Source organism: Kribbella jiaozuonensis (assembly GCF_005233875.1).
In the GTDB taxonomy this organism is placed as follows: domain Bacteria; phylum Actinomycetota; class Actinomycetes; order Propionibacteriales; family Kribbellaceae; genus Kribbella; species Kribbella jiaozuonensis.
In genome coordinates this window covers 727,733-751,836 of sequence record NZ_SZPZ01000004.1, presented here as the reverse complement: position 1 = coordinate 751,836, position 24,104 = coordinate 727,733, and the positions used below count along the sequence as shown (strand labels likewise).

Here is a 24,104-nt window from a genome sequence, read left to right as displayed (position 1 = left end):
GAATCCTTTGCTTACGGCAACGGTAGTTGGACGAGGTCGCGATCGGCGAGGCCCCACACCGAGTGCCGCGCGCCGCGGACCGGGGTCAGCTGGGGCACCGTGTACCAGCCGTCGCCGAGCTTGTCGACGAGCAGCTTGGCCGGCCCGGCTCCCAGCTGGTACAGGTTCCCGCCGAAGTTCGTCTCACAGTAGACGCCGGTCCGGTCAGTGTGGATCTGGCCGTAGCCGGACAGCTTGTTCTCACCGCGTACGACGGTCCTGGTCCGCAGGTCGTACCGGAACCATCCGCCGCTGGTGCGTTTCAGTACGCCGTACAGGATGCCGTTGTGGACCGCGACGCTCTGGATGGAGCGTTCGCCGGCGAGCGGTTCCACGGTCCAGAGCAGCTTGCGCCGGCGGAGGTCGAAGGCGGCGATCGCTGCCGAGGTGCGCGTGGGGGTGATGCCTCCGCCGCCGACCACGTCGCCGCCGAGGTACGCGATACCGTCGACGATCGAGACCGTCATCACGCTCTGGTCGGGCAGGATCCCGTAGTGCACGTCCAGCTCGCCGGTACGCACATCCAGCAGCGTGAGAGCGCCGGTGAGCTTGCCGGTGCCCGGTGCTGACGCGATTGCGAGGAGCTTGGACTTCTCGTCGTACGCGGCTTGCCAGGGGCGGATCTGCTCGTGATCGATCGTGCCGAAGCTGTGGACTTCTTTGGTCCGCGGGTTGACGCGGACGACCTCGGTGCTCGGGTACAGCGCGGAGTACAGCTCGCCGCGGACCCAAGTGAGGGTCTTCGCCTCGCCCGCGACGCGGATCCGCCGGGTGGTCGACGCGGCGTGCTCGGTGATCACCCAGTGGCCGCCGACGTACAGATGCGGGTCGCCGAGCACGATCGACTGCGGCAGGTCCGGTGCGGGGACGAACCCCGCGTCGATCAGGTCGAGCAGCTCGAAGGATCCGGTGGAGACGTCCAACCACCAGAGCACGCCGGATCCGGTCGCGCCGAGCAGCGTCGTCGCATCGAGGAACACCAGCTTGCGGTGCTCATCCTGAGGGGCCGGGGTCGCCACCGCGACGAGGCCGTCCGGTCCCCACTTCCAGACCGTTCCAGACGTCCTCGTCGTCAGGTACGCCGTTCCGTCCGCGGCGACCGTGATCGCATCGACGCCCGTCTCACCCGCAGGCAGCGGTGCCGTCTGAACATCGGATCCGTCGAGCGTCATGCTGAGCATCGCCTGGCTGCTGCCGACGAAGATCCGGCCGTCCGTCGCCGCGAACGGGCCGAAGTTCTGCCCGCGCGACGCCTCCGGCGTGAGATCCCGGAAGGTCTTCGTACTCCGGTCGTACCCGACCAGCTGCGACGGCGTGTAGATCCCGACGTACACGTAGTTGCCTGCGGCACCGACGTACCGGCCGTACTGCGCGCCGGGCACCGGTGCGCCGAGCTGCGTCGGAGTGTTCGTGGCGGGGTCGATCTGCCAGACGGCGCCGTTCGGGTAGCTGACCGCGAACACCTGGCCGTCGGGTGCCGTCGTCATGTCCCAGACGAAGCCGCCGGCGCCGGCCAGAGTGCCGACGTGGGTCACGGATCCGTCGACCGGATCGAAGCAGTAGACGTCCGCGACCGGGTAGAGGCCGGCGTACACCTTGCCTCCGGCAACGGTGATGCCCCAGCCGCCTTCGCCGGTCGGTAGCTCGACGGTCCTGGTGACCTTGCGGGTGGTCAGGTCGATCTCGGTCAGCCGGGGCGGCACGATGCCGCGGCTGATCAGGTAGGCGTGTCCGTCGTGTACCGCCATCGCGACGACGGCTGCCGTCACGACTGCGGGACCGGACGTGGGCAGCGTGGAACCGTCGATGGGACTGTCCTCCGCGTGGGCGGTTGTGGGCAGAGCGGTGACTGCGCCGGTAGCGAGCGCGCCGGCGAGCGCCGTACGGCGGGAGATGATCATCGGAGTCCTCCGATGCGGATCAGGTCGCGGCCCTTGATCGTGTAGAGGGCGTCGCCGTTGTGGGAGGTCGTGATCAGCGGGTAGCTGTAGATCTCGGCGCCGAGGTTGTCGACGACGGTGGTGATCGTCAGGTCGGGCGTGATCTTGAAGACGCGCTTGTTGTCGGTGCCGTACAGGCCGGAGCGGGCGATCGTGAGGCGGCTCTGGCCGGTGCCGATCGCGGCGGTGCCGGTGAGCTTGCCGGTACGTGGATCGAGGACGGCGAGCCTGCCGTCGTCGGTGGTCGCGTACAGGCGGCCGCGGTAGACGACGAGATCGCTGTAGCTCTGTGCCTTGGGCAACGGAGCGGTTGTCCAGAGCACCTTGTTGCTGCGCAGGTCGTAGGCGACGACGGTTGCCTCGGGCAAGATCGGGTCGGTGCCGAGGCTGTTCCGGGTCGCTCCGCCGAGGTAGGCGATGCCGTCGGCCGTGGTCACCGAGCGGACCGATTGCTGCGGTACGACGCCGCGGTGGACCTCCCGTTGGCCGGTCGAGAGGTGCTGCTCGACCAGCGTGCCGTCGTACCTGCCATAGTCGGGTTCGGTGGAGATCAGCCAGCTGCGCGAGCGGGCGTCGTACGCGGCGTCGGTCGGGCGGGTCTGCTCGTTGCCGATCTGGCCGAGCTCGTGCAGGTCGGAGCCGTCCGGCTTCATCTGCCAGAGCCGGGCCAGCGTGTAGACGCCGAGGTAGATGTCGCGGCCGATCGGGGTCAGGGTCTTCGCCTCGCCGGGGAGGAACGTGCGCGTGCTGGCGCCGGTGGCGAGGTCGTGGACCTGGATGCCGGCCTTGCCGCTGACGAGCACGGACGTCGGGGTCGCGGTGATCGCCATCGCCTGCTCTGGTGCGGGCGGCAGACCGGCTTGGCCGAGATCGGTGCCGGTGAACTCGCCGGTGGCCTCGTCGAAGTCGACGACCTGGCTGGTCAGCTCGGCCCGGATCGTCGAGCCGTCGACGAAGATCCGGTTGAAGTACGCCCCGTCGTACGGCGAACCGAGGCGGGTCAGCGTGCTGTCGCGGTACCGGTAGAGGGTGCCGGACGGTCGCGTGCCGAGGTAGATGTCGGCGCCGACGATCGTGATCGCGGTGATGTACTGGTCGCCGCCGGGGGTCTGGACCTCGACCGGGTTGCTGAGGTCGGTGGTGTCGTAGACGAGCATGGTGCCAGTGGGGGAGAGGCTCGCGGCGAGCTTCGTGCCGTCGAGGGCGAGGGTCGCGACGAACGTGCGGTCGGCGTACTTGGCCGGGAGTACGTCGCGGCGGTCGCCGGTGGCGCGGTCGATGGCGATCAGGTGTGCTTTGGTGCCGACACCTGCGTAGATCGTGGTCGCGTCGGCGGCGATGCTGCGGACGTACTGCTCGCCGGCGACGGCAGCGCCGTACGACCTGGTGGCGCCGGTGGCGGGGTCGTATTCGTGGACGGCGCCGTCCGGGTAGGTGCCCGCGACGATCTTGCCGTCGGGCGTCGCCGCGATCGACCAGATGAACGAGCCGAACTGCGTCACCTTGGTCGCGGCGCCGGTTGTCGTGTCGATCCGGTAGACGTCGCCGGGGGTGTAGAGGCCGACGTACAGATCGGTGCCGATGTGGGTCATCGCCCAGGCGCCGGCGCCGGTGGGCAGTGAGAACTTGCGGTCGACGGTCTTGGTGGCCGGGTCGAACGCGCCGACCTGGACGGGGGAGACGCCGGAGGTGATGGTCCAGATCCGGTCGCCGACCTGTTCGGCGACGCTGGTCGAGGTCACGGCGGATGCCGGCCCGAGATTGGTGACCGTTGGACTTCCGGTCACCTCCGGAACTGAGGCTGTTGCTGGTGCCGAAACGCTCACCAGTCCTGCGCAGATGACCAGAGCAGCGATCAATCCCCGTGCGATTCGCTTGTCCACAAGGCCTCCCGGGACAGTACGCACTGAATTACGGTCATGGCTGAAATTAGCCGGACGTGCGTCAGCGCGTCAACCGCTCGGGAAACAATCAGAGATGAACGCGGTAAACAACCAGCGGGCGGCCGCTGCCGGTGCCGAGCTGGGTCCCGGTCGCGTCGGCCAGGCCGGCGCGCTCGAGGCGGTTGAGGACGCGGCGCGCCGTACGCGGCTGAATCCCGAGGTAGTCGGCGACCGAGCGGGTTGTGAGGCCGTCGTCGGGAGTTGCGTGGACGAGTTCCTGCAGGCGCTCGAGGGTTGCCTTCGACAGGCCGGCGCGTTGGGCGAGCAGTTGCAGCTTCGACCGCTGCTGGGCTCGTGGTGCGGCTCCGCCCACGAGCACGAGATCGATGTCGTTGCGCAGCGAGACGACGGCCGCCGTACGGCCTGCGGTCCTGGCGCGACCGAGTGCGCGGCGTGCCAGCGCCTCGGTCTCGGTGCCGGAGCCGCCGATGCCGAACCCGATCCGGACCGGTCCGAATTGTTCCTTCAAGCGGGTCAGCATGCCCAGCTCGGTGAATGCGGCGGTCGCCTGCTCGAGCGGTCCGCGGGTCGCGATGACGAGCCAGCGCTTGTCGTCGTACCGGATGACGCTGCCGCCGAGCGAGCCGGCCTCGCGGCGGAGCGCGCTCTCGGCGTCCGGGGAGATCTCGACCAGGCCGAGGGCGATCTGCGCATCGTCACTGCGCAAAGCGTCATGAACGAGCAGGAGACTGTTGACCGCGCTGCGCACCGAGTGGACCGACGGGGCGAGCCGCAGCGTGGTCTGCTCGGTCCGGAGCTTCTCGTACGCCGATCGCAGACAGGTGATCGCGACAGTCGCGCGGGCCTCGTGGTGGAACGCGAGGATCTCCTCGAGGCTCAGCCCGGGCCGGTACGGCAGGACCCGTACGCCGCTCGTCGGCAGCCCGACCTCGTCGAACGTCTCCCGCACCTCGGCCTCGTCGAGTACGTCGATGCTGATCGAGGTGACGTCGCGGCCCTCGCTCAGCAGTTGTACGAGGGCGCGCATCAGTGTGGCGCCGGTGTACTCGACGTGCGCCGCGGGGCGGTCGAGCAGGCCTTGCGCGGCGGCCATCTGGTACGGGACGACGCCGGTGAACAGCCACGCGTCGACACTGCCCGGCGCGTTCGCCATCACCTTCGGCGTATCGGTCTCCCGGCGGTATCGCAGCGGGACGATCTCGACCCCACGCAGTCCCTTCAGGATCCGGCTGGTGGAGGTGACCAGGTCCGACGGTCCCACCACCCCGATCGACGTCACCATGGCGGGGCCCCCTCCTTCATCGGCTCAGTCTCACCAGAACACCCCACCGCTGCAAGAACCCGCGCCGTCGTCGGCTACGTTCCAGTCATGGCTCGGGTTGATGAGTGGATCGACGAGGGTACGGCGAAGTGCCGCGAGGCACTGGTTGACCTGGACGCCCCATCGGCGCTCCCAGGCTGGAAACGGCGTCATGTGGCAGCCCATCTGTCCCTCAATGCCGAGGCCCTGGGCAACCTCGTCCACTGGGCCCGCACCGGCGAAGAACGCCCGATGTATCCGTCCGCCGAGGCCCGCAACGCCGACATAGAATCCGCCGCCCTCCGCCCCGCCCACGAACTCCGCTCCTGGTACGACGAGTCCGCCGCCGCCCTCGGGGCTGCCATGTCGGCCCTCACGCCCGACCAATGGCAGACGCCAGTCCGCACCGCCCAAGGCGCAACCATCCCCGCCACCCGAATCCCCTGGATGCGCTCCCGCGAAGTCCTCATCCACGCCGTAGACCTATCCACCGGCCTGACCTTCGCCGACCTCCCGACGGACTTCCTCGAAGCCCTCTGCAAAGACATCCGCACCCAACGCCCCGACGTCCCCAACGTCAACGGCCCCCTCCCCGACCTAGCCGCCTACCTAGCCGGCCGCCCCTACACAAACATCACCTCCAACGGTCACCCCGCCGCCCCACTCCCACCCTGGCTCTGATCGGTGAGTGAAGCCCGGTACTCGGGGGCTGGGAAGGGGTCGGCGAAGTACTGGGTTTCGTGGGTGACCTTGTTGTTGGTGAATTCCATGATGGAGACGGAGTGGGTTGGTGCGCCGTCGTAGGTGATGGTGCACTCGGTGATCCAGAGGTCGGCGGTGCCGAGGATGCGGCGGACGGTGAAGTGGCGGTCGGCGGGGTGGGTGTTGCGTTGGGCTGCGATGGTGGAGCGGCCGCGGAAGCGTTCGCCGGATTGGGGGTACTCGAGTACGGCGTCGTCCGCGTAGATCGCGTGTTCTGCGTCGATGTCGCCGCTCTCGGATGCACGCCAGTGGGCTTCGATGGCTGACTTCTTCGAGAGTGTCATCTACTTCAGGACCTTGTAGTGGAGGTGGGTTACGTCGCGGGTGGGGAGTTGGCGGACCTGTTCTAGTTCGACGAGGTTGGCGGGGAGGTTGTCGAAGAGGCGGCGGCCTTGGCCCAGGAGGACGGGGACGACGTGGAGTTCCAGTTCGTCCAGTTCGCCGGCGGCGAGGAGGGACTGGGCGGCGCCGGCTCCGTGGACCAGGACGTTGCGGTCGCCGGCGGCGGCGCGGGCTTGGGCGGCGCACTCGCCGACGTCGGTGACGAAGCGGGCGCTGCCGGGTGGTACGTCGTTCTCGTCGACGTGGTGGGTGAGGATGAAGATCGGCACGCCGTCGTGGTGGTCGCCGCCCCAGCGGCCCGCGTGTTCGAAGGTGCGGCGGCCGGCGATGACGGCGCCGGTTGCCTGGGCTTCGCCGTACACCTGGCCGCTCGGTCCGTCGGAGTTGCGGTCGTCGAGCCAGTTGAAGAGACGGAATCCACCGCGGCCCATCGGCTCTTCCATGCTGTCGTCCGGGCCGACGACGTACCCGTCGACGGACATGGTCATGTAGAGCACGATCATCTGATGCCTCCGAAGATGTGGTCTGGATCGTATGCCTGCTTGATGGCGAGCAGGCGCTCGTAGTTGGGCCCGTGGTACGCGGTCGGGTCGGTGAGGTCGGGGTCGGGGAAGTTGGGGTAGAGGCGGCCGGAGGCGTGCTGGTGGGCGATGGACCAGGAGCGTCGTACTGCGGTTTGGTCGGTGCCCGTGTGTTCGAGGAGGAAACGTTCGCCGCGGTGGGCGAAGGCGATGGCGTCGGCGGGGACGCGGTTGTAGGCGCCGCCCATCGGGGTGAAGCTCAGCTCACAGCCGGCGGCTAGTAGTTGGGCGATGGTGTCGCGGGGGAGCGGGGAGCTGAAGAACTCGGACTTGCTGTGGATGACGCTGTCGCCCGGGGTGTCTTCGTCGGAGAAGCTGCGTTTGAGGTCGGGCCAGCTGAGGCCGTTGCGGAGTTCGACCTCGCCGGTGAGGAGACCGGAGTCGAAGGGTGCGAGGGTTGCGCCGAAGACGCGCACCTCGTCGGCGGTCACGGCGAGGCTGGCGGTGATGGTGTCCGGGGCGTCGGGGGCCCAGGTCTGCCATGCGGCGATCACGTCGGCGGCGTGGGTGCGGGGCCAGGTGATGGTGAAGCGGGTGGCGGTCGGGGACGGTACGGCGGCGAACTCGAGCGACGTGACTACGCCGAACTGACCACCTCCGGCACCACGGAGTGCCCAGAACAGATCCGGCTCACGCCCCTGAGCACACTCCACAACCCGACCATCCGCGAGCACAACCGTCGCCCCGACGAGCCGATCGCAGGTCAACCCGTACCGCCGCCCCAGCAGGCCAAGTCCGCCGCCAAGCGTCAACCCAGCGATCCCGACCGTCGGCCCACATCCCGCCGGAATCGTCAGCCCGTGCTCGTGCAGCCCGCGATACACATCCGCCAACCGAGCCCCAGCCCCGATCGCCGCCAGCTGAGGCGCCGCAGGCGTCACCCGCCTGTCCCCGCGCGGAAGGTCCTCGCGCGGAAGGTCCCCGGGCGTGCGCGCCTCGGCTCGGCTGTCCCCGGGGCGGCTACGGGTCGGGCCTGGGGTGATCGCGTTCATTCCCGACAGCTCCAGCAGTAGGCCGGTGGTTGAGGAGTGGCCTGCGAAGCAGTGGCCTCCGCCTCGGAGGGCGAAGGGGAGGGCGTGGGTGCGGGCGTAGGCGAGGGCCTCGGCTACATCTGCAGGGGAGGTGCAGCGGGCGATGAGGGCCGGGCGGATGGCGCGGTAGTGCGGGAGGGCGGGACGACGGAGTACGTCGTACTGCGGGTGGTCAGGTGCGATCAGCTCCATGGGCCGACGGTAGACGGGTGCGGGATGTCTGGGCTTGAAGGAAACGGTCGTACCAGCCGGCCAGGAACGGGCGGTACGACGCGGAGTGGTCGTGGCCGCAGTCGCAGCGATCGGCCTTGTCCCCGAGAAGCTCCCGTGGAGTCACCCCGGTCAACCGCACACACTCCCGGGTCAGATGCGCATGATCCGCATACCCGGTCTCGGCCGCGAGATCCGCGAGACCGTTGCCGTAGCCGGCCTGAGCCAGCGCCAGATACCCCTGGAACCGCAACGTCCTCTGCAAGGTCTTCGGCCCGACCCCGGTCGCCGACAGACACCGGCGCCGCAGCTGACTCTCCGACAACGCGAGATCGTCGGCCAACGACGCGATCCCCGTCGGATCCCACGGCATCAGCCGGCGCACCAGCTCCGCGACCAGCGGATCCGGCCGCAGCCGCTGACGAGCCAGATACCGCTGCACGTCAAGCAACGCCGCAACCGGATCACCCGAAGCCACGACCGACCCGATCGCCACCGCCGCCGGACCCCACAGCTCAACCGCACAATCAACCAACTCATCAGCCGGTACGCCGAGCAGCGCCGTGCCCGCGCCCGGCATGAACCGCACCCCGACGATCGTCGTCCGCGGCGGGATCACCTGCACCTGAGCGTGCGTCAACGGCCCGACCAACCGCGGCACGCCGCCCACCGGGCAATGCAGCTCGACCCCACCCGTCGGCAGGTCGCGCTGCACATACGCGACAGATCCGGTCCGCTGGATCCAGACCGTACGAACGAGCCCCGACAGCTGCGGCAGCGGGTGGCTTTCGTCGTACGACTGGTCCATGCGCTACAACTCGATATGCGATCCGATGATGACGGTCCGGTCGCGCGGGAGACCGAAGTACTCCGCGGCGTCGGCCGTGATGTGTGACGTGGCAAGGAACAGTTGTTTGCGCCAGCCCGCCATCGTCGGTGCGTCGCCCCGGCGGAGCTCGATCTTCGACAGGAAGTACGACGCGTGCTCGAGATCGATCGGGCCCTCGGTGGCGTCCGGGTCCAGCAGGGCCAGAGCGCTCGGGACGTCCGACGACTCCATGTACCCGAACTTGATCGTGACGTGGGTGATCCCGTCGTCGCCGTACCCGAGATCGTTGACCATCACCCGCTGGTCCTCGGGGACGCGCGGCACCTCCGCGGTCTCGATCGCCACGATCACCACGTGCTCGTGTCGCACCTGGTTGTGCTCGACGTTCGCCCGCAGCGCGAGCGGGGTGCTGACGCCGCCGCGGTTCAGGAAGATCGCCGTACCGGGCACTGTGCGGATCGGCATGTCGCCGGAGCCGAGTTGGTTGATGAACTCCTGCAGCGAACCCTCGGCCCGCTCCCGCTCGGCCGTGACGACCTGGCGCCCGCGTTGCCACGTCGTCATGATCGTGAACGCCGTCAGCGCGATCAGCAGCGGCAGCCAGGCGCCGTGGATGAGCTTGGTCAGGTTGGCCCCGACGAACAGCAGGTCCACCGAGAGCAGTAACGCCGCGCCGATGCCGATCAGCCACCACGAGATGTTCCAGCGGTAGCGGGCGACGTAGAAGAACAGCGTGGTGGTGATCGTGATCGTGCCGGTGACCGCCATACCGAACGCGTACGCCAGCGCTGCCGAACTGCGGAACGCGAAGACCAGCGTCAGCACCGACACCAGCAGCAGCCAGTTGATCCACGGCACGTAGATCTGACCCACCGTGGTCGCCGACGTGTGCGCGACCCGCAGTCGCGGCAGGTAGCCGAGTTTCGCGGCCTGGGAGGCGACGGAGTACGCGCCGGTGATCACGGCCTGCGACGCGATCACGGTGGCCGCGGTCGCGAGGAGTACGAGCGGTAGCCGGCCCCAGTCCGGGATCAGCAGGAAGAACGGCCCGCTGATATTGGACTGGTCCTTGAGGATCAGCGCGCCCTGGCCCAGGTAGCTCAGCACACACGCGGGCAGTACGAGGAACAGCCAGCCGCGGGTGATCGCCTTCCGGCCGAAGTGCCCCATGTCGGCGTACAGCGCCTCGGCTCCGGTGACCGACAGCACGATCGCGGCCAGCGCGAAGAACGCGATGTGGAAATGTCCGGCGAGGAAGCTGATTGCGTACGTCGGCGACAGCGCCTTCAGGATCTCCGGATGCCCGGCGATCCCGCTGATCCCGCACGCACCGATGGCGGCGAACCAGAGGATCATGATCGGCCCGAACACCCGGCCGACCGCCTCGGTCCCACGCCGCTGGACCATGAACAGCACGATGATGATCACCGCGGTGATCGGTACGACGTACTCGCCCAGCGACGGCTCGACGAGTTTCAGGCCTTCGACCGCGGAGAGTACCGAGATGGCGGGCGTGATCATGCTGTCGCCGAAGAACAGCGACGCTCCGAACAGGCCGAGCCCGGCCAGTACGACGGCGCCCTTGCGTTCCGGGTGCCGACGGGCCCAGCCGCGCAGAATCGTGATCAGCGCCATCAGGCCGCCCTCGCCGTCGTTGTCGGCGCGCAGCGCGAGCAGGATGTACGTGACGGTGACGATGATCATCACCGACCAGAAGATCAGCGAGACCACACCGAACACGTTCGCGTCGCTGACCGGCACCGGGTGCGGGTCCTCGGGGTTGAACACGGTCTGGATCGTGTAGATCGGACTGGTCCCGATATCACCGAACACCACACCGAGTGCCCCGATGACCACCGCGAGTTTGACGGTGTCGTGGACATTCCGCTCATGGGTCGTGGCGCCGTCCTGCTGAATCGTCACGGCCCGGACGATACCCGCCCCAGGAGCTACCGGGGTGCATGTCGAGACAGTTAGAGCGACTCCGACGTACCTCACATGACACAGGAGATGACGCCGGAGCGGGTACTGCGGACCTACGTGACGCTGGTCGTGGTCTCGACGGATGCCTCGTCGATGATCTGGGGCATCAACACGCTGTTCCTGCTCGACGCGGGGCTGAGCATCGGCAAGGCCTTCGCCGCCAACGCGTTCTTCACCGCCGGGATGGTGCTGTTCGAGGTTCCAACCGGCGTCGTCGCGGACACGGTCGGCCGGCGTACGTCGTACCTCCTGGGCACCGCCACCCTGTTCGGGTCCACGCTGCTCTACCTGCTGTTGTGGCGGGCGCACGCGCCGTTCGTGCTGTGGGCGGTGGTGTCGGTGCTGCTCGGGCTCGGGTTCACGTTCTTCAGTGGCGCGACCGAGGCCTGGCTGGTGGACGGGCTGCACGCGACCGGGTACCGCGGGACGCTCGACGCGGCGTTCGCGAAGGGGCAGGTGGCGAGCGGGATCGCGATGATGGGCGGCTCGATCGGCGGCGGGTTCCTGGCCCAGGTGACGAATCTCGGCGCGCCGTACGTCGTCCGCGCGTTGTTGCTCGGGGCCACCTTCGTGGTGGCGTGGCGGGCGATGCGCGACCTCGGGTTCACGCCGAAGCCGCGGGTCTCGGTGCGCGGCGAGATGGGCGGGATCGTCCGGGCGTCGCTGCGGCACGGGTTGCTGAATCCGCCGGTGCGCTGGGTGATGCTAGCCGGTCCGTTCACCGCGGGTGTGAGCGTGTACGGGTTCTACGCCGCGCAGCCGTATCTGCTGCAGCTGTACGGGCACGCCGATTCGTACTGGATCGCGGGTCTGTCGGCCGGGATCGTGGCCGGTGCGCAGATCGCCGGCGGCGCGTCGGCGTCGTACGTCGCACGCATCTTCCGGGATCGGATCCTCATCTTGATCGGAGCGATCGCTATCTCCGCGGCCGTGGTCGCGTTGATCGGTCTGGTGACATCGTTCTGGGCCGCGCTCGTTCTGTTGATGGTGTGGGGCACGATGTTCGCCGCGATGACGCCGGTGCGGCAGGCGTACCTGAACAGCCACATCCCGTCGGAGCAGCGGGCGACGGTGCTGTCGTTCGACAACCTGCTCGGCTCGGCCGGTGGCGTCGTGATCCAGCCGGGGCTCGGCCGGTCCGCGGATCTATGGGGCTACGGGCAGACCTACCTGCTGGCGGCGGGTCTCCAATTGCTCGCGCTGCCGTTCCTCGGGTTGGCCCGCCGTAAAACCGTCGAGCTGACGCCCGACAAGCCTCTAGCCTTGCAGGCGTGACGGCTCGATTGATCATCCTGAACGGCGGTTCCAGCTCCGGGAAGACCGCGCTTGTGCGGGCTCTGCAGGAGGTGCTGGACGATCCGTGGCTGGGCTTCAGCGTGGACGACTTCGTCGATGCGCTACCGGCCAAGCTGGACGGGTCGCCGGACGGAATCGTGATCGGATCTGATGGCGAGGTGTCGGTCGGACCGGCGTTCCGCGAGTTGGAAGCCGGCTGGACCGCCGGGATCGTCGCGATGTGCCGGGCCGGCGGGCGTGTGCTCATGGACGACGTGTTCCTCGGTGGCCCGTCCTCGCAGCAGCGCTGGCGGAACGCGATCGGCGACCTCGAGACGCTCTGGGTCGGAGTTCACTGCGACCCTGCGATCGCAGCACAGCGGGAGGCGGGGCGCGGTGACCGGCCGACCGGCATGGCCGAGGGGCAGGCTCTGATCGTCCATGAGGGCATCACGTACGACGTGGAGGTCGACACGTCGCACGCGACGTCGATCGAGTGCGCGCGGACGATCGCGGACTACTTGAAGGCCTGATCGACGACGGCGAGCGCGCTGATGATGCGCTCGCGGTGTTCCGCGGCCACGACAGCGGGGTCATCGCCGGCGAAGATCCGGCGTACGGACTCCAGATGGACGACGCGGTAGGCGGCGACCGTGAGCGCGGCGGTCAGCTGAGGATCAGGTACGCCGGTGCGCTCCATCGCTCCCGCGATCGCCTGCTCGATCTGCTGCAATAGCTCCCGGGCGCGGTTCTGCAGCGCCCGGGACTCGGCGACGACCTCCCAGAAGCGGCGGAACCGGCCGCGGATCGTGGACAACGGGTTCCCCTCGTCGGCCAGCGCGACCAGGAGATCGGACACCGCCTTGACCGCGGACGTGCCAGCTAAGCGGTCGTTGATCGCGGCAACGACCAGGGCCTCCGCCTCGGGGTAGCGGTCGAAGAGCAGGTCCTCCTTGCGGGCGAAATGTGCGAACACCGTCGGCCGCGCGACATCCGCCGCCTCGGCGACCTCGGACACCGACACCTCGTCGAAGCCTCGCTCGAGGAAGAGTGCGGTCGCGACCTCCGAGATCCGGGTCCGGAGCTCGGCCTTCTTCCGCTCCCGGCGGCCCTGTTGGTTCACGGTTTAACCATACCGGATAAAAAGATGTACCGAGTATGAGTTCAGTTGCTAGGCTGTAGGTCATGCGATCAATCGGGGTGAACTACGACACCGGCCTGCAGTACGAAGGCCGCAGTACGCGCGACCGTTTCGATCCCGACGCGGTGCGCCATGAGATGGCGGTGATCGCCGACGAGCTGCACGCTCCCGCGGTGCGGGTGGTCGGCACGGAGCTCGACCGGCTGGTGGTGGCAGGCGAGGCGGCGCTGGCGGCCGGGCTGGATCTGTGGTTCTCGCCGATGCCGATGAACCTCAAGCCTGCCGAGTTCATCGCCTTCCTCACCGACTGCGCCGTGCAGGCCGAGGTACTGCGGCAGTCCGCGCGTGGCGAGGTCGTACTCGTGCTGGGATGCGAGCTGTCCGTGTTCTGCAAGGGATTCGTGCCGGGGGAGACCTCGGGTGAGCGGCTGGCTTTGATGGGCGATCCGGCGACCTGGACCGACCCGGCCAAGCTGATGGAGTTGCACGCCGGGCTCGAGCGGTGGGGTTCAGTGCAGGAGGAGCTGGCGAGCGCTGCGCGTAGTGTCTTCGGCGGCCGGATCACGTACGCGGCCGGTCTGTGGGAGGACGTGAACTGGGAGCTGTTCGACATCGTCAGCGTCGACGCGTATCGGGACGCGGCGAACGCGGCGACCTTCGCCGACGAGCTGGCGGCGCGGTCGAAGTGGGGCAAGCCCGTGGTCGCCACCGAGTTCGGCTGCTGCGCGTATGGCGGCGCGGCCGAGCGGGGCGGGAGTGGCTGGATGATCGTGGACCATAGCGTCACGCCGCCGGTCATCAACGGTTCGTACGAGCGGGACGAGGAGGAACAAGTGGAGTATCTGTTCGAGCTCGTCGAGGAATTCGACCGGATCGAACTCGCGGCGGCGTTCTGGTTCAGCTTCGCGGGCTTCGAGCTGCCGCACCGCGAGAACGATCCACAGCACGATCTCGACCTCTCGTCGTACGGGCTGGTGGCGGTCGGGGACGACGGGCAGTGGCGGCCGAAGAAGGTGTTCGGCAAGCTCGCGGAGCTGAACGCCGGCCGGAGCTGATGGACCGGCGGGTACATTTGACCGCGTGCTGACAGCGAAGGGTGCGGCGACGCGGGACCGGATCGTGGCGGCGGCTGCCGCTGAGATCCGCGAGCGTGGGATCAGTGCGGTGAAGCTGGACGACATCGGGCGGCGCAGCCGGACCGGGAAGAGCCAGCTGTTCCACTACTTCCCCGACGGCAAGGAGCAGCTGCTGCTCGCGGTCGCCGAACGCGAGGCCGAGCAGGTGCTCGAGGACCAGGAGCCACACCTCGGGCAGCTGACCAGCTGGGACGCGTGGGCCGAGTGGCGTGATGCCGTCGTGGAGAAGTACCGGCGGCAGGGCGTGCATTGCCCGCTCGGCGTACTGATCACCGAGATCGGGCGGCACACCCCGGCCGCGCAGGCGGTGACCGGGAGGCTGCTCGCGCAGTGGCAGCGCCGGCTCGAGAGCGGTATCGAGGAGATGAAGGCCGCGGGCGAGATCCGTGCCGACGTGGATCCCGCCCGCGCCGCGGCCGCGCTGATCGCCGCGATCCAAGGTGGCGTGGCGATCCTGATGTCGTCAGGCTCGTCGACCCACCTGGAGTACGCGCTCGACCTCTGCCTGGACTACCTCCAGTTGAGCACCGGCGGCCGGTAGCCCACCGGCTTGTCGGCCACCTTCGCCCCGGCGTTGACCAGCCAGCCCTGGTACTCCGGCGTGAACATCCGGTACACCGACTCCGGCGGTACGGCGCTGGCGTCGTCGAGCGCGGCACGCAGCTCGGCCGGCAACTCGAAGCTGAGTGCCTCGATGCTCGACTCGAGCTGCTCCGGCCGGCTCGCACCGACGATCGCGGACGCGACCCCCGGCTGGGTGGCCGCCCAGTTCACCGCGACCTGGGCCATCGTCACGCCGAGCTTGTCCGCTACGTGTTGGAGCGTCTTCAAGAGGTCCCAGTGCCGGTCTCCCCAGGTCCGCACGGGTGAGCCGTCGCCGGTGAGACGACCCTCACCGGCCACACCTCGAGCATCGTCACGCTGGTACTTCCCGGTGAGGAAGCCGCTTGCGAGCGGGCTCCACGCGGTGATGCCGAGCCCGAGTTGCTGCGCCATCGGGACGTGTTCGGTCTCGATCGTCCGCTCGGCCAACGAATACGGGAGTTGCAGGCTCACCATCGGGGTCAGCGAGTGAGCGTCGGCCAGCGTCTGCGCGCGAGCGGCGTACCAGGACGGTACGTCGGACAGTCCGGCGTACCGGATCTTGCCGGCGCGGGCGAGGTCGTCGAGCGTCCGCAGTACCTCGTCGATCGGGGTGATGCGGTCCCAGGTGTGCAGCAGGAACAGGTCGACGTAGTCGGTGCCGAGCCGGCGCAGGGACTCGTCGAGCGCGCGGATCAGGTGCTTGCGGCTGTTGCCGCCGGCGTTCGGGTCGCCGGCGTCGACGCTGTTCGTCGCCTTGGTGGTGAGCACCATCCGCTCCCGCACACCCGCCTCGGCGATCAGCCGGCCGAGGATCCGCTCGCTCTCACCGGCGGTGTAGAAGTCGGCGGTGTCGATGAAGTTGCCGCCGGCATCGATATAGGCGCGGAAGATGGCCCGCGCCTCGTCCTCGGTCTTGCCGTACGGCGCGTGGAAGCCCGCCTGGCCGAAGTTCATCGTGCCCAGTGCCAGCCGGCTGACCCGCAGCCCCGACCGCCCGAGCAGGTAATAGTCGTCAAGTGCCATGCCCCCAGCGTCGCTCGGCAAAAATGGACCGGCAAGTACAAACCATGCGAACCAGCCGAGTGCGTGAAAGGATTTGCCCGTGGCCCTTTCTGAACAGCAACGGATCGTGCTCGAGCGACTGGCGGAGCTGGTCGTACCGGCGGATGAGTTTCCGTCCGCGGCGGGCGGAGTGGTCGGGTTCGTCGAGCGGGTGCTGGCCGAGGACCGGCCGGACTGGCTGCCGCGGGTGGAGCGCGGGCTGGCGGTTGCTGAGGCTGCTGGGCTTGAGGGCGCCTTGGCGGACGCCGACGGTGCGTGGCTCGTTCGGCTGGTGGCGCAGGGGTACTACGCGGAGCCGGCGGCGTGGGGGATGGTCGGGTGGCAGACCGGCGACTTCGCGACGGAGCAGACCGAGTTGGCGATCACGCCGCGGTCGGAGTTGGCGGATCGGTACGACGCGATCGTGATCGGCTCGGGCGCCGGCGGGGGAGCGGCGGCGCAGGTGCTGGCGGAGTCGGGGCGGTCGGTGCTCGTGGTGGAGTTGGGTCGCTATCCGTCGACGGAGTCGCTCGCGCGCGATCACTTGCGGAATCCGCGGTCGGTCGCCGGACTGCCCGCGCTGACAGATCCGGATCCGGCAGGGCGGCCTCGGATCTCGGTGGTGGACGGTGTGCGGAGTCAGGTGCTGCCGCCCGATGGTGGGTGGGGCAACAACGCGTTCACGGTCGGCGGTGGGACGCGCGTGTACGGCGCGCAGGCGTGGCGGTTCGTGCCGCGGGACTTCCGGATGGCGACGACGTACGGCGTACCGGAGGGCAGCGCGCTTGCCGACTGGCCGATTTCGTACGACGACCTGGAGCCGTACTACTCGTTGGCCGAGCAGCGGTTCGGGGTGAGTGGTGGAGGGGTGGATCTGTGGCACGAGCCGCGGTCGATCCCGTTGCCGATGCCTCCGATGCCGCGGACCGGTCCGGCCGAGCTGTTGTCCGCGGCGGCGGAGCGGTTGGGCTGGGGGATCCTCGACGTACCGCTGCTGATCAACTCGGTCGACTACCAAGGACGCTCGGGCTGCGTGCGGTGCGGGCTGTGCGTCGGGTTCGCTTGTCCGGTCGACGCGAAGAACGGGACGCACAACACCGCGCTCCCGGCCGCGCTCGCGACCGGCAACTGCACGTTGGTCACCGAGACCACGGCCGAGCGGCTCGTCACCTCCGGCGGCCGCGTCACTGGCGTCGCGCTGGTCGCAAGCGATGGGTACGGCGGGATCTGGCGCCGGACCGTTTCCTGCGACGAGGTCGTCGTCGCCGCGGGTGCATCGGAGACGCCGCGGCTGCTGCTGAACAGCGCGCACGACGGCGAGCCTGATGGGATCGGGAACAACCAGGACCAGGTCGGGCGGCATCTGCATGCGCATGTGTACGCCGGTGCGGTCGGGCTGTTCGAGGACGAGGTGGTCGATCTCGTTGGGCCGGGCGCGTCGATCGCGACCTGCGACTTCCGGCACGGGAACGACGGGATCGTCGGCGGCGGGATGCTCGCGAACGAGTTCGTGCCGACGCCGGCCGCGACGTACGACTATCTGACCGGAGCTGGGTTGATCCCGCGGGCCGGGGCGGCGAGCAAGCAGGCGATGCGGCGAGAGGTACGACGGATGCTGCGCGTCGTCGGGCCGATCCAGGAGGTGTCGTCGGCCGAGTCGCGGGTCCGGGTGGATCCGTCGGTGGTCGACCGGTTCGGCAATCCGGTCGTGGTGACGAGTGGATCGATCCACCCGGAGGATGTCCGCGCCCACGGCTTCATGAGCGCGAAGGCCAAAGCGTGGCTGGAGGAGGCCGGCGCGATCCGGACGGCGGTCGGTGGCGTCGGCACGCTGGGCCGGGCAAGCAGCGGACAACATCAGGCCGGCTCGTGCCGCATGGGCACCGACCCAGCTCACTCGGTAACAGACCCCCAAGGCCGCATCTGGGGCCACGACAACCTCTGGATCGCCGACGCCTCCCTCCACGTCACCAACGGAGGCGTCAACCCGGTCCTAACCGTCCTCGCCAACTCCCTGCGAATCGCCGGCCAGATCGTAAAGTGAAGGTCAGCCCAGGACGCGGGAGATGCCTACGCCGCTGCGGGCGTCGCGGCCGTACTTCTCGATCTCGGCGGGGAGGTTGAGCCGCGCGATGCCGGTCTTGTTGCGGTCGTCGTCGGTGAGCAGGTCGGCGGGGATGATCCAGACGATCTCGAACTCGAGCCCGTCGGGGTCCTTGCCGTACAGCGACTTCGTCGTGCCGTGGTCCGAGGCGCCGACCAGCGCGTCGTGCTCGCTCAGCTTGGCGGCGAGGTCCTCGAGGTCGCCGAGGGTGTCGACCTCCCAGGCCAGGTGGTAGAGCCCGACCGTCGTCCGCCCGGCGCCGGACGAACCCGCCTGCGACCCGATCTGGAACAGCCCGAGGTCGTGGTCGTTGCTAGACCCCGGCGCCCGCAGGAACGCCGCGCCCGGAATCGTGTCACCGGTCTCGGTGTACCCGAAGCCGAGGACGTCTCGGTAGAACGCGACGCTGGCCGCAACGTCGCGCACATACAGGACCGCGTGGTTCAACCGGAAGATCGCCATGTACCGATGGTAGTTGAGAACTCAACTTGGGACTAGCGACGGCGCCGTGGCTTCTGCCGGCTTCTGTCCGGGATCTGCTTCTTCGGCTTGACCGTCTTGGTCTTGGGAGCCGGCCCACGAGTGCTGTTCATCGTCCGCCCCCGGACGATTCCGATGAAGTGCTCCACCAGCTCACTCGTCTCGTCAGCCTCCGCCCAGCTGAGCGCAACCTGCGACTCCGGTACGCCGGTCATCGGCCGGTACGTCAGATCCTTGCGATGATGCAACCGCGCCAGCGACTGCGGCACGACGAGCAACCCGGTGCCCATAGCAACCAACTCGACCGCGTCCCCGGTCCGCACCGGCCGCTCCTCGATCACCCGCCCCGGCGGCCGCTCCCAGTCCAGTACGTCGTCCTGCGCGTGCAGCATCAGCTCGTCCGACAGGTCGTCGACGGTGATCTCGTCAGCGGCCGTGACCAGGTGGTCCTTCGGCACCACGACGACGGTCTGCTCGACGTACAGCGGGATCGCGTGCAGCCCGGTCCGGTCGATCGGCAGCCGCAGGAGCACGGCGTCGGCCTCACCACGGCGTACGAGCTCCGGAGCGTCCGCTGCGCTGACCTGGATCAGCTCGAGCGGGACGCGAGGGAGGCGCTCGGCCCAGATCCGGACCCACTTGGCTGGGGTCACGCCGGGAACGTAGCCCAGCCGGAATCCGGTCACGTCGCCAGGTTACCGGGCGTTACGCTGCTCCCATGACGGCGCGCAAGACATCCCAGACCATGAAGCCCGCGACAGCGGCCAAGAAGCTCGGGGTGTACCTCGAGGCCACGCCCGCGGAGTTCCAGGACGGCGTTGTGTCGCGCGACGAGCTGAACGCACTGCAGACGGACCCGCCGGAGTGGCTGCAGGAGCTCAGGCGAACCGGCCCCCACCCACGCGCTGTGGTGGCGGCCAGACTCGGTGTCTCGATCAGCGGCCTGGCCCGTGCCGGCATCACCGAGGCGCTGACCACGGACGACATCGAGGCCATCCGCGACGAGAACCCGGACTGGCTGGAGCACGAACGCGCCACTCAGGCGGAGGTGCGTCGGCAAGAGGCCGAGCTCAAGAAGAAGGCACGCTCGTAACGATCGCCGTCAGCTGATCCGCACTCGTAGTCGGCGGAAACCCTTGCCCTTGCTTTCCATCTTGACGACCTCGAGCTGACCGATCAGCGCGGTGGAGGCGACGTGGGTGCCGCCGTCGGCTTGGGTGTCCAGGCCGGCTATGTCGACGATGCGAACGATCTCGATGTCGGGTGGGAGCAGGTTCGTCGCGGTGCGGATGATGTCGGGGATCGCGAACGCCTCGTCCCGCGGGAGGTTGCTGACCGTGATCCGTCGGTCGGTGCGGATCTCCGCGTTCACCGCCTCGGCGACGCGCTCCTTGAAGTCCGGCGGTACTTCGGCCAGGTCGAAGTCCATCCGCGCCGACAACGGCTCCATGTTCCCGCCCGTGACGAGCGCCCCGAAGTCACGGAACACCACGCCGGTCAGCACATGCAGCCCGGAGTGGGTCCGCATCAGCTGAGTACGCCGTTCGTCGTCCAGCGCCCCACGCACCGCCGTACCGACGCCAGGCACCGGGTCGCCGTCGTGCGGCACCAGATACAGGCCGTCACCGCGGACCGTCCCGACGATCCGCGTCCGTACGCCGCCCCACAGCAGCACGCCCTCGTCCGGCGGCTGCCCGCCGCCACCGGGATAGAACGCGGACCGGTCGAGCACGATCCCACGCTCCGGATCCACCCCGACGACCGTCGCATCCCACTCCCGCACCGACGCATCGTCCAGATCCAGCCGATGCGTATGCCCGTGCTGATTCCCCTCGCCGCTCATGGTCCCCGAATCTAGCTCAGTCCGATGTGACGAGCTCCGTGAATGCGTCCAGTGCCCGGCGGATGTTCTCCACCGAGTTCGCGTACGAGAAGCGCAGATGGTTCTCGCCGTACCCCCCGAACGACGTGCCTGGGAGACACGCGACGCCGGCCTCGTCGAGCAGGCGATCCGACAGCTCCGACGCAGACATGCCGAGCTCGCTGATGTTCGGGAACGCGTAGAACGCTCCGCCGGGCTCGACACACGACACACCTGGTACGGCGTTCAGCCCGGACACGATCACCTCGCGCCGTTCCCGGAACGCGGCCAGCATCCGGTCGACGTCGTCCCACGGACCTTCGAGCGCGGCGATCGCGGCGTACTGGCTGAAGGCCGACGTACAGGAGACCGAGTTGATCATCAGTCGCGTCACCGGCTCGACCAGCGGTTCCGGGAACACGCCGAAGCCCAACCGCCAACCCGTCATCGCGAACGTCTTCGACCAGCCGTCGAGCAGGATCGTCCGCTCGCGCATCCCGTCGACGTCCAGCACGCTGTGGTGCTCCCCGTCGTACCGCAAGGCCCAGTAGACCTCATCGCTGAGTACGACGAGATCGTGCTCGATCGCGATCTCGGCGATCGCCTGCAACTGCTCGGGTGTCGACGCGCTGCCGCAGGGGTTGTGCGGCGAGTTGAGAATCAGCAGCTTGGTCCGCTCGGTCACCAGCGACCGAAGCTCCTCGGGGTCGATGACGAACCCGTTCTCCTCCCGCAGCGGCACCGGCACCGCCTTCGCGCCGGCGAACGACGCGATCGACTCGTACATCGGGAAGCCGGGGTCCGGGAACAACACCTCGTCACCCTCCTCGCACAACGCGAGGATCGTGAAGAACATGATCGGCTTCGCGCCCGGCGTGATCAGCACCCGGTCCGGCGAGGTCCGCAGCCGGCCGGTCCGCTCGAGGAACTCCGTCACCGCGGTCCGCAGCTCCGGGATCCCGGGCGCCGGCACGTAGTGCGTGAAGCCCTTGTCCAGCGCCTGCTGCGCGGCGGCGATCACGTGCGCCGGGGTGTCGAAGTCGGGTTCACCGATCTCGAGGTGCACGATCTCGCGCCCCTGCGCCTCCAGCGCCTTCGCCTTGGCCAGCACCTCGAAGGCCGATTCGGTCCCGAGCCGTTCCATCCGCTGAGCAAGTTTCACGACACCAACTTTAATCTGCAACGATGAAGAACATGGCACGGGTAGCGGTGACAGGAAGCAGCGGCAAGCTCGGCCGCGCGGTGGTCGATCACCTCAACGACAACGGCTGGGACGTGGTCGCGCTCGACCAGGCTCCGCCGGCGCGCACCGACGTGACGTCGACCCGGCTCGATCTGACCGATTTCGGGCAGACGTACGAGGCGATCGCGGGGATCGACGACCGGCACGACGGCGTCGACGCGGTCGTGCATCTGGCCGCGATCCCCGCGCCGGGCCTGCGGCCGAACGCGGCGACGTTCCACAACAACATGACCGCGACGTACAACGTGTTCTCCGCGGCGCTGCGGGCCGGCGTCCGGAACATCGTCTGGGCGTCGAGCGAGACCGTGCTGGGCCTGCCGTTCGACGAGTTCCCGCCGTACGTGCCGGTGGACGAGGACTATCCGCCGCGGCCGAACAGCACGTACTCGCTGGTGAAGACGCTCGAGGAGGAGCTGGCCCGTCAGCTGTGCCGGTGGCACCCGGACCTCAAGCTGATCGGGCTGCGCTTCTCCAACGTCATGTACCCCGAGGACTACGCCCGCTTCCCGTCGTTCGACGCCGACGCCCAGGCCCGTAAGTGGAACCTCTGGGGTTACATCGACGCCCGCGACGGGGCACAGGCGGTCCGCAAGGCACTCGAGTACGACGTGACCGGGACCGATGTCTTCATCGTCGCGAACGCCGACACCGTGATGTCCCGGCCCAACGAGGAACTCCTCGCCGAGGTGTTCCCCGGCGTGGAGGTGAAGCGGCCGTTCGGGCCGAACGAGACGCTGCTGTCGATCGACAAGGCGCGGCGTCTGCTCGGCTACGAACCCGAGTTCTCCTGGCGAGGTCCGAACGGGAAGAGCGTGTCGGGGTCGTAATCGGCGCGTACTTCGGCCAGCCGCGCGAACGTGTCCGCCGGCCAGGACGCCTCGTACGATCCCGGCAGCGCGAACCCGCCCGCGAAGTTCACCGTGGTCTGCTGACTGATCCACGGCGAGAGCTTCGCGATCAGCCCGTCGACCGTTGCCGGAAGCACCTTTTCGAACAGGCTCGGATCCGGTACGCCGATCAGCGTCATCGTGCCCGCCCCGCCACGGCCGCCGACCGCACTGCCCTCGGGTACGTCGCGTGCCGTCGCGCCGCCGAGATGCCGGACCTCGACCGCGATCAACGGGAGCTGCTGCTCCGGACCGGCCGCCTCGAGGAAGGCCGCGATGAAGTCGGCATCGATCGCGTCGAGCATCATCCCGCGGTCCCACGACGGCGTCGGGTCCTTCGGGTCGTTGTGGATCAGCGGGATGTCGCTGGCCGGCATCTCGCCGAGCGCATCGATCAGCGTCGTACCGGCGTCCCGGATCGGCTGGAACAATTGCTTGCCCTCGGCCACATCACCGACGTACGCGAAACGCACGTTGAGCACGGTCTTGCCGCGCAGCGGTTCCGGGATGAAGTCGAGCGGCGGGAGGCGCAGGATCACGACCGACGAGTTCGCGTTCTCCGGCAACGTCCTGGTCCACTCGGTCCAGGTGTTCAGCACGGGAGCAATGTGCTCCGCGTCGAAGAACACCGAACCGCCGTACAGCGTGCTCAGCTCGACGAGCTCGAAGTCCATCGACGTGACGATGCCGAAGCCGCCCTTTCCGCCGCGCAATGCCCAGAACAGGTCTGCGTGCTCGTCGGCGTTGGCCGTGACGACCTCGCCGGCCGCGGTCACGACGCGGAATCCGCGCGCCCAGTCGGACGAGAAGCCGTAGGTCCGGGCCAGCGGGCCGAGTCCACCGCCGAGCGTGTACCCGATGCAGCCGACGACCTCGGATGCGCCCGCGATCGGCGCGAGTCCGTGCGGTGCGGCGGCGCTGATGACGTCGGCCCACACGGAGCCGGCGTTGATCTGCGCGATCCTGGTCTGCGGGTCGACCGTCACGCCCTTGAGCCGGGAGGTCGTCACCACGATCCCGTCCTGGATCGGGTTCGGTACGCCGTGCACCGTCGCCAGCACGCGAACCGGCGTACCGGTCTCGGCCGCCGCCCGGACCACAGCCACCGCGTCGTCCTCGGACGTCAGCCCGACAACCACATCAGGACTGTGTGTAACCGCGAGGTTGAATCCCGCGAGCTCTTCCGCGAAGCCGTCGTCCCCGCGCGCCAGCACAGGTCCCGCGACCGCTCCCCGCAGCCGGCCGATCAATTCATCCGACACGATGCTTCCCCTCCGTCGACTGCCCGGAAGTCTTTCACCAGGCCGGGGTCAGGCTCGATCCGAGCCACAAACACGCCTGAACGGGGGGCCGACTCGACGGTAACGGCCATGGACTGAAAACCTGTGCCAGCAGAGGGCGATCCCTTCTGTACAAGCAGGGTGAGACAC

Annotated in this window: 23 protein-coding genes; 8 read left to right on the top strand and 15 right to left on the bottom strand. The window is 68.6% G+C overall.

Translation table 11 applies throughout. The features are described 5' to 3' along the window. Nucleotides 1-11: 11 nt before the first annotated feature. From FDA38_RS29600 to FDA38_RS29590, 3 genes are all read right to left on the bottom strand, one after another. Complete coding sequence (locus FDA38_RS29600; protein WP_137257399.1) at nt 12-1,940, bottom strand: NHL repeat-containing protein; 1,929 nt, start codon at nt 1,938-1,940, stop codon at nt 12-14. Beyond that, nucleotides 1,937-3,766, bottom strand: coding sequence for an outer membrane protein assembly factor BamB family protein (locus FDA38_RS29595; protein WP_170989915.1), 1,830 nt, complete (start codon nt 3,764-3,766; stop codon nt 1,937-1,939). Before FDA38_RS29595 ends, FDA38_RS29600 begins: the two co-directional genes overlap by 4 nt. A 184-nt stretch (nt 3,767-3,950) precedes the next feature. Next, complete coding sequence (locus FDA38_RS29590; protein WP_137257397.1) at nt 3,951-5,165, bottom strand: helix-turn-helix domain-containing protein; 1,215 nt, start codon at nt 5,163-5,165, stop codon at nt 3,951-3,953. Nucleotides 5,166-5,252: 87 nt separating this feature from the next. On the opposite strand from FDA38_RS29590, the gene FDA38_RS29585 reads away from it, so the two are divergent. Beyond that, nucleotides 5,253-5,864: a maleylpyruvate isomerase family mycothiol-dependent enzyme gene (locus tag FDA38_RS29585; protein ID WP_137257396.1), complete on the top strand. Its 612-nt coding sequence runs from the start codon at nt 5,253-5,255 to the stop codon at nt 5,862-5,864. Here FDA38_RS29585 and FDA38_RS29580 read toward each other — a convergent pair. From FDA38_RS29580 to FDA38_RS29560, 5 genes are read right to left on the bottom strand one after another with little or no spacing between them, the layout of a single operon-like run. Then, nucleotides 5,831-6,229, bottom strand: coding sequence for a nuclear transport factor 2 family protein (locus FDA38_RS29580; protein WP_137257395.1), 399 nt, complete (start codon nt 6,227-6,229; stop codon nt 5,831-5,833). The two genes, FDA38_RS29585 and FDA38_RS29580, sit on opposite strands and share 34 nt — an antisense overlap. Next, complete coding sequence (locus FDA38_RS29575) at nt 6,230-6,790, bottom strand: dihydrofolate reductase family protein (protein ID WP_137257394.1); 561 nt, start codon at nt 6,788-6,790, stop codon at nt 6,230-6,232. Next, the gene (locus tag FDA38_RS29570) at nt 6,787-8,091 is read right to left on the bottom strand and encodes an FAD-binding oxidoreductase (RefSeq protein WP_137257393.1); all 1,305 of its coding nucleotides are present in this window, start codon (nt 8,089-8,091) and stop codon (nt 6,787-6,789) included. The genes FDA38_RS29575 and FDA38_RS29570 overlap by 4 nt, the downstream gene beginning before the upstream one ends. Then, complete coding sequence (locus FDA38_RS29565) at nt 8,072-8,917, bottom strand: helix-turn-helix domain-containing protein (protein ID WP_137257392.1); 846 nt, start codon at nt 8,915-8,917, stop codon at nt 8,072-8,074. Before FDA38_RS29565 ends, FDA38_RS29570 begins: the two co-directional genes overlap by 20 nt. Before the next feature lie 3 nt (nt 8,918-8,920). Next, entirely contained in the window at nt 8,921-10,861 is a 1,941-nt protein-coding gene (locus FDA38_RS29560; protein WP_233714989.1) for a potassium transporter Kup, read from the bottom strand. Between the two features lie 75 nt (nt 10,862-10,936). Here FDA38_RS29560 and FDA38_RS29555 point away from each other — a divergent pair, with 75 nt between their 5' ends. Together FDA38_RS29555 and cpt are read left to right on the top strand one after the other, a co-directional pair. Further along, nucleotides 10,937-12,196 (top strand): MFS transporter, encoded by a 1,260-nt coding sequence (locus FDA38_RS29555; protein ID WP_202877895.1) that lies wholly within the window; start codon nt 10,937-10,939, stop codon nt 12,194-12,196. Continuing rightward, nucleotides 12,193-12,729 carry a chloramphenicol phosphotransferase CPT gene (cpt, locus tag FDA38_RS29550; RefSeq protein WP_137257391.1) on the top strand — a complete coding sequence of 179 codons (537 nt, stop codon included), beginning with the start codon at nt 12,193-12,195 and terminating at the stop codon, nt 12,727-12,729. Before FDA38_RS29555 ends, cpt begins: the two co-directional genes overlap by 4 nt. Here the strand turns inward: cpt and FDA38_RS29545 are convergent. Then, a complete protein-coding gene (locus tag FDA38_RS29545) occupies nt 12,714-13,319 on the bottom strand; it encodes a TetR/AcrR family transcriptional regulator (protein WP_137257390.1) in 606 nt (201 codons plus the stop codon). The two genes, cpt and FDA38_RS29545, sit on opposite strands and share 16 nt — an antisense overlap. A 62-nt stretch (nt 13,320-13,381) precedes the next feature. Here FDA38_RS29545 and FDA38_RS29540 point away from each other — a divergent pair, with 62 nt between their 5' ends. Both FDA38_RS29540 and FDA38_RS29535 read left to right on the top strand, forming a co-directional pair. Next, a complete protein-coding gene (locus tag FDA38_RS29540; RefSeq protein ID WP_137257389.1) occupies nt 13,382-14,392 on the top strand; it encodes a hypothetical protein in 1,011 nt (336 codons plus the stop codon). Between the two features lie 25 nt (nt 14,393-14,417). Beyond that, nucleotides 14,418-15,014 (top strand): TetR/AcrR family transcriptional regulator, encoded by a 597-nt coding sequence (locus FDA38_RS29535; protein WP_137257388.1) that lies wholly within the window; start codon nt 14,418-14,420, stop codon nt 15,012-15,014. Here the strand turns inward: FDA38_RS29535 and FDA38_RS29530 are convergent. Continuing rightward, a complete protein-coding gene (locus FDA38_RS29530; protein ID WP_137257387.1) occupies nt 14,984-16,081 on the bottom strand; it encodes an aldo/keto reductase in 1,098 nt (365 codons plus the stop codon). The two genes, FDA38_RS29535 and FDA38_RS29530, sit on opposite strands and share 31 nt — an antisense overlap. 79 nt (nt 16,082-16,160) lie before the next feature. Between FDA38_RS29530 and FDA38_RS29525 the strand changes: the two genes are divergently transcribed. Further along, nucleotides 16,161-18,143 (top strand): GMC family oxidoreductase N-terminal domain-containing protein, encoded by a 1,983-nt coding sequence (locus FDA38_RS29525; protein ID WP_170989914.1) that lies wholly within the window; start codon nt 16,161-16,163, stop codon nt 18,141-18,143. Nucleotides 18,144-18,146: 3 nt separating this feature from the next. Here FDA38_RS29525 and FDA38_RS29520 read toward each other — a convergent pair whose 3' ends face one another. Both FDA38_RS29520 and FDA38_RS29515 read right to left on the bottom strand, forming a co-directional pair. Continuing rightward, nucleotides 18,147-18,665 carry a VOC family protein gene (locus FDA38_RS29520; RefSeq protein ID WP_137257385.1) on the bottom strand — a complete coding sequence of 173 codons (519 nt, stop codon included), beginning with the start codon at nt 18,663-18,665 and terminating at the stop codon, nt 18,147-18,149. Nucleotides 18,666-18,697: 32 nt separating this feature from the next. Then, nucleotides 18,698-19,369, bottom strand: a complete 672-nt coding sequence (locus tag FDA38_RS29515) for a LysR substrate-binding domain-containing protein (RefSeq protein WP_137257384.1) — start codon at nt 19,367-19,369, stop codon at nt 18,698-18,700. Between the two features lie 32 nt (nt 19,370-19,401). Here FDA38_RS29515 and FDA38_RS29510 point away from each other — a divergent pair, with 32 nt between their 5' ends. Next, entirely contained in the window at nt 19,402-19,776 is a 375-nt protein-coding gene (locus FDA38_RS29510; protein ID WP_137257383.1) for a DUF5997 family protein, read from the top strand. Between the two features lie 9 nt (nt 19,777-19,785). On the opposite strand, the gene FDA38_RS29505 is transcribed toward FDA38_RS29510, so the two are convergent. Together FDA38_RS29505 and FDA38_RS29500 are read right to left on the bottom strand one after the other, a co-directional pair. Then, a complete protein-coding gene (locus FDA38_RS29505) occupies nt 19,786-20,526 on the bottom strand; it encodes an alanyl-tRNA editing protein (RefSeq protein WP_137257382.1) in 741 nt (246 codons plus the stop codon). A gap of 16 nt (nt 20,527-20,542) precedes the next feature. Then, nucleotides 20,543-21,706 (bottom strand): pyridoxal phosphate-dependent aminotransferase, encoded by a 1,164-nt coding sequence (locus FDA38_RS29500; RefSeq protein WP_202877894.1) that lies wholly within the window; start codon nt 21,704-21,706, stop codon nt 20,543-20,545. A gap of 23 nt (nt 21,707-21,729) precedes the next feature. On the opposite strand from FDA38_RS29500, the gene FDA38_RS29495 reads away from it, so the two are divergent. Then, nucleotides 21,730-22,614 carry an NAD-dependent epimerase/dehydratase family protein gene (locus FDA38_RS29495; RefSeq protein WP_202877893.1) on the top strand — a complete coding sequence of 295 codons (885 nt, stop codon included), beginning with the start codon at nt 21,730-21,732 and terminating at the stop codon, nt 22,612-22,614. Here the strand turns inward: FDA38_RS29495 and FDA38_RS29490 are convergent. Continuing rightward, nucleotides 22,557-23,936: an FAD-binding oxidoreductase gene (locus FDA38_RS29490; RefSeq protein WP_170989913.1), complete on the bottom strand. Its 1,380-nt coding sequence runs from the start codon at nt 23,934-23,936 to the stop codon at nt 22,557-22,559. The two genes, FDA38_RS29495 and FDA38_RS29490, sit on opposite strands and share 58 nt — an antisense overlap. Nucleotides 23,937-24,104 lie beyond the last annotated feature (168 nt).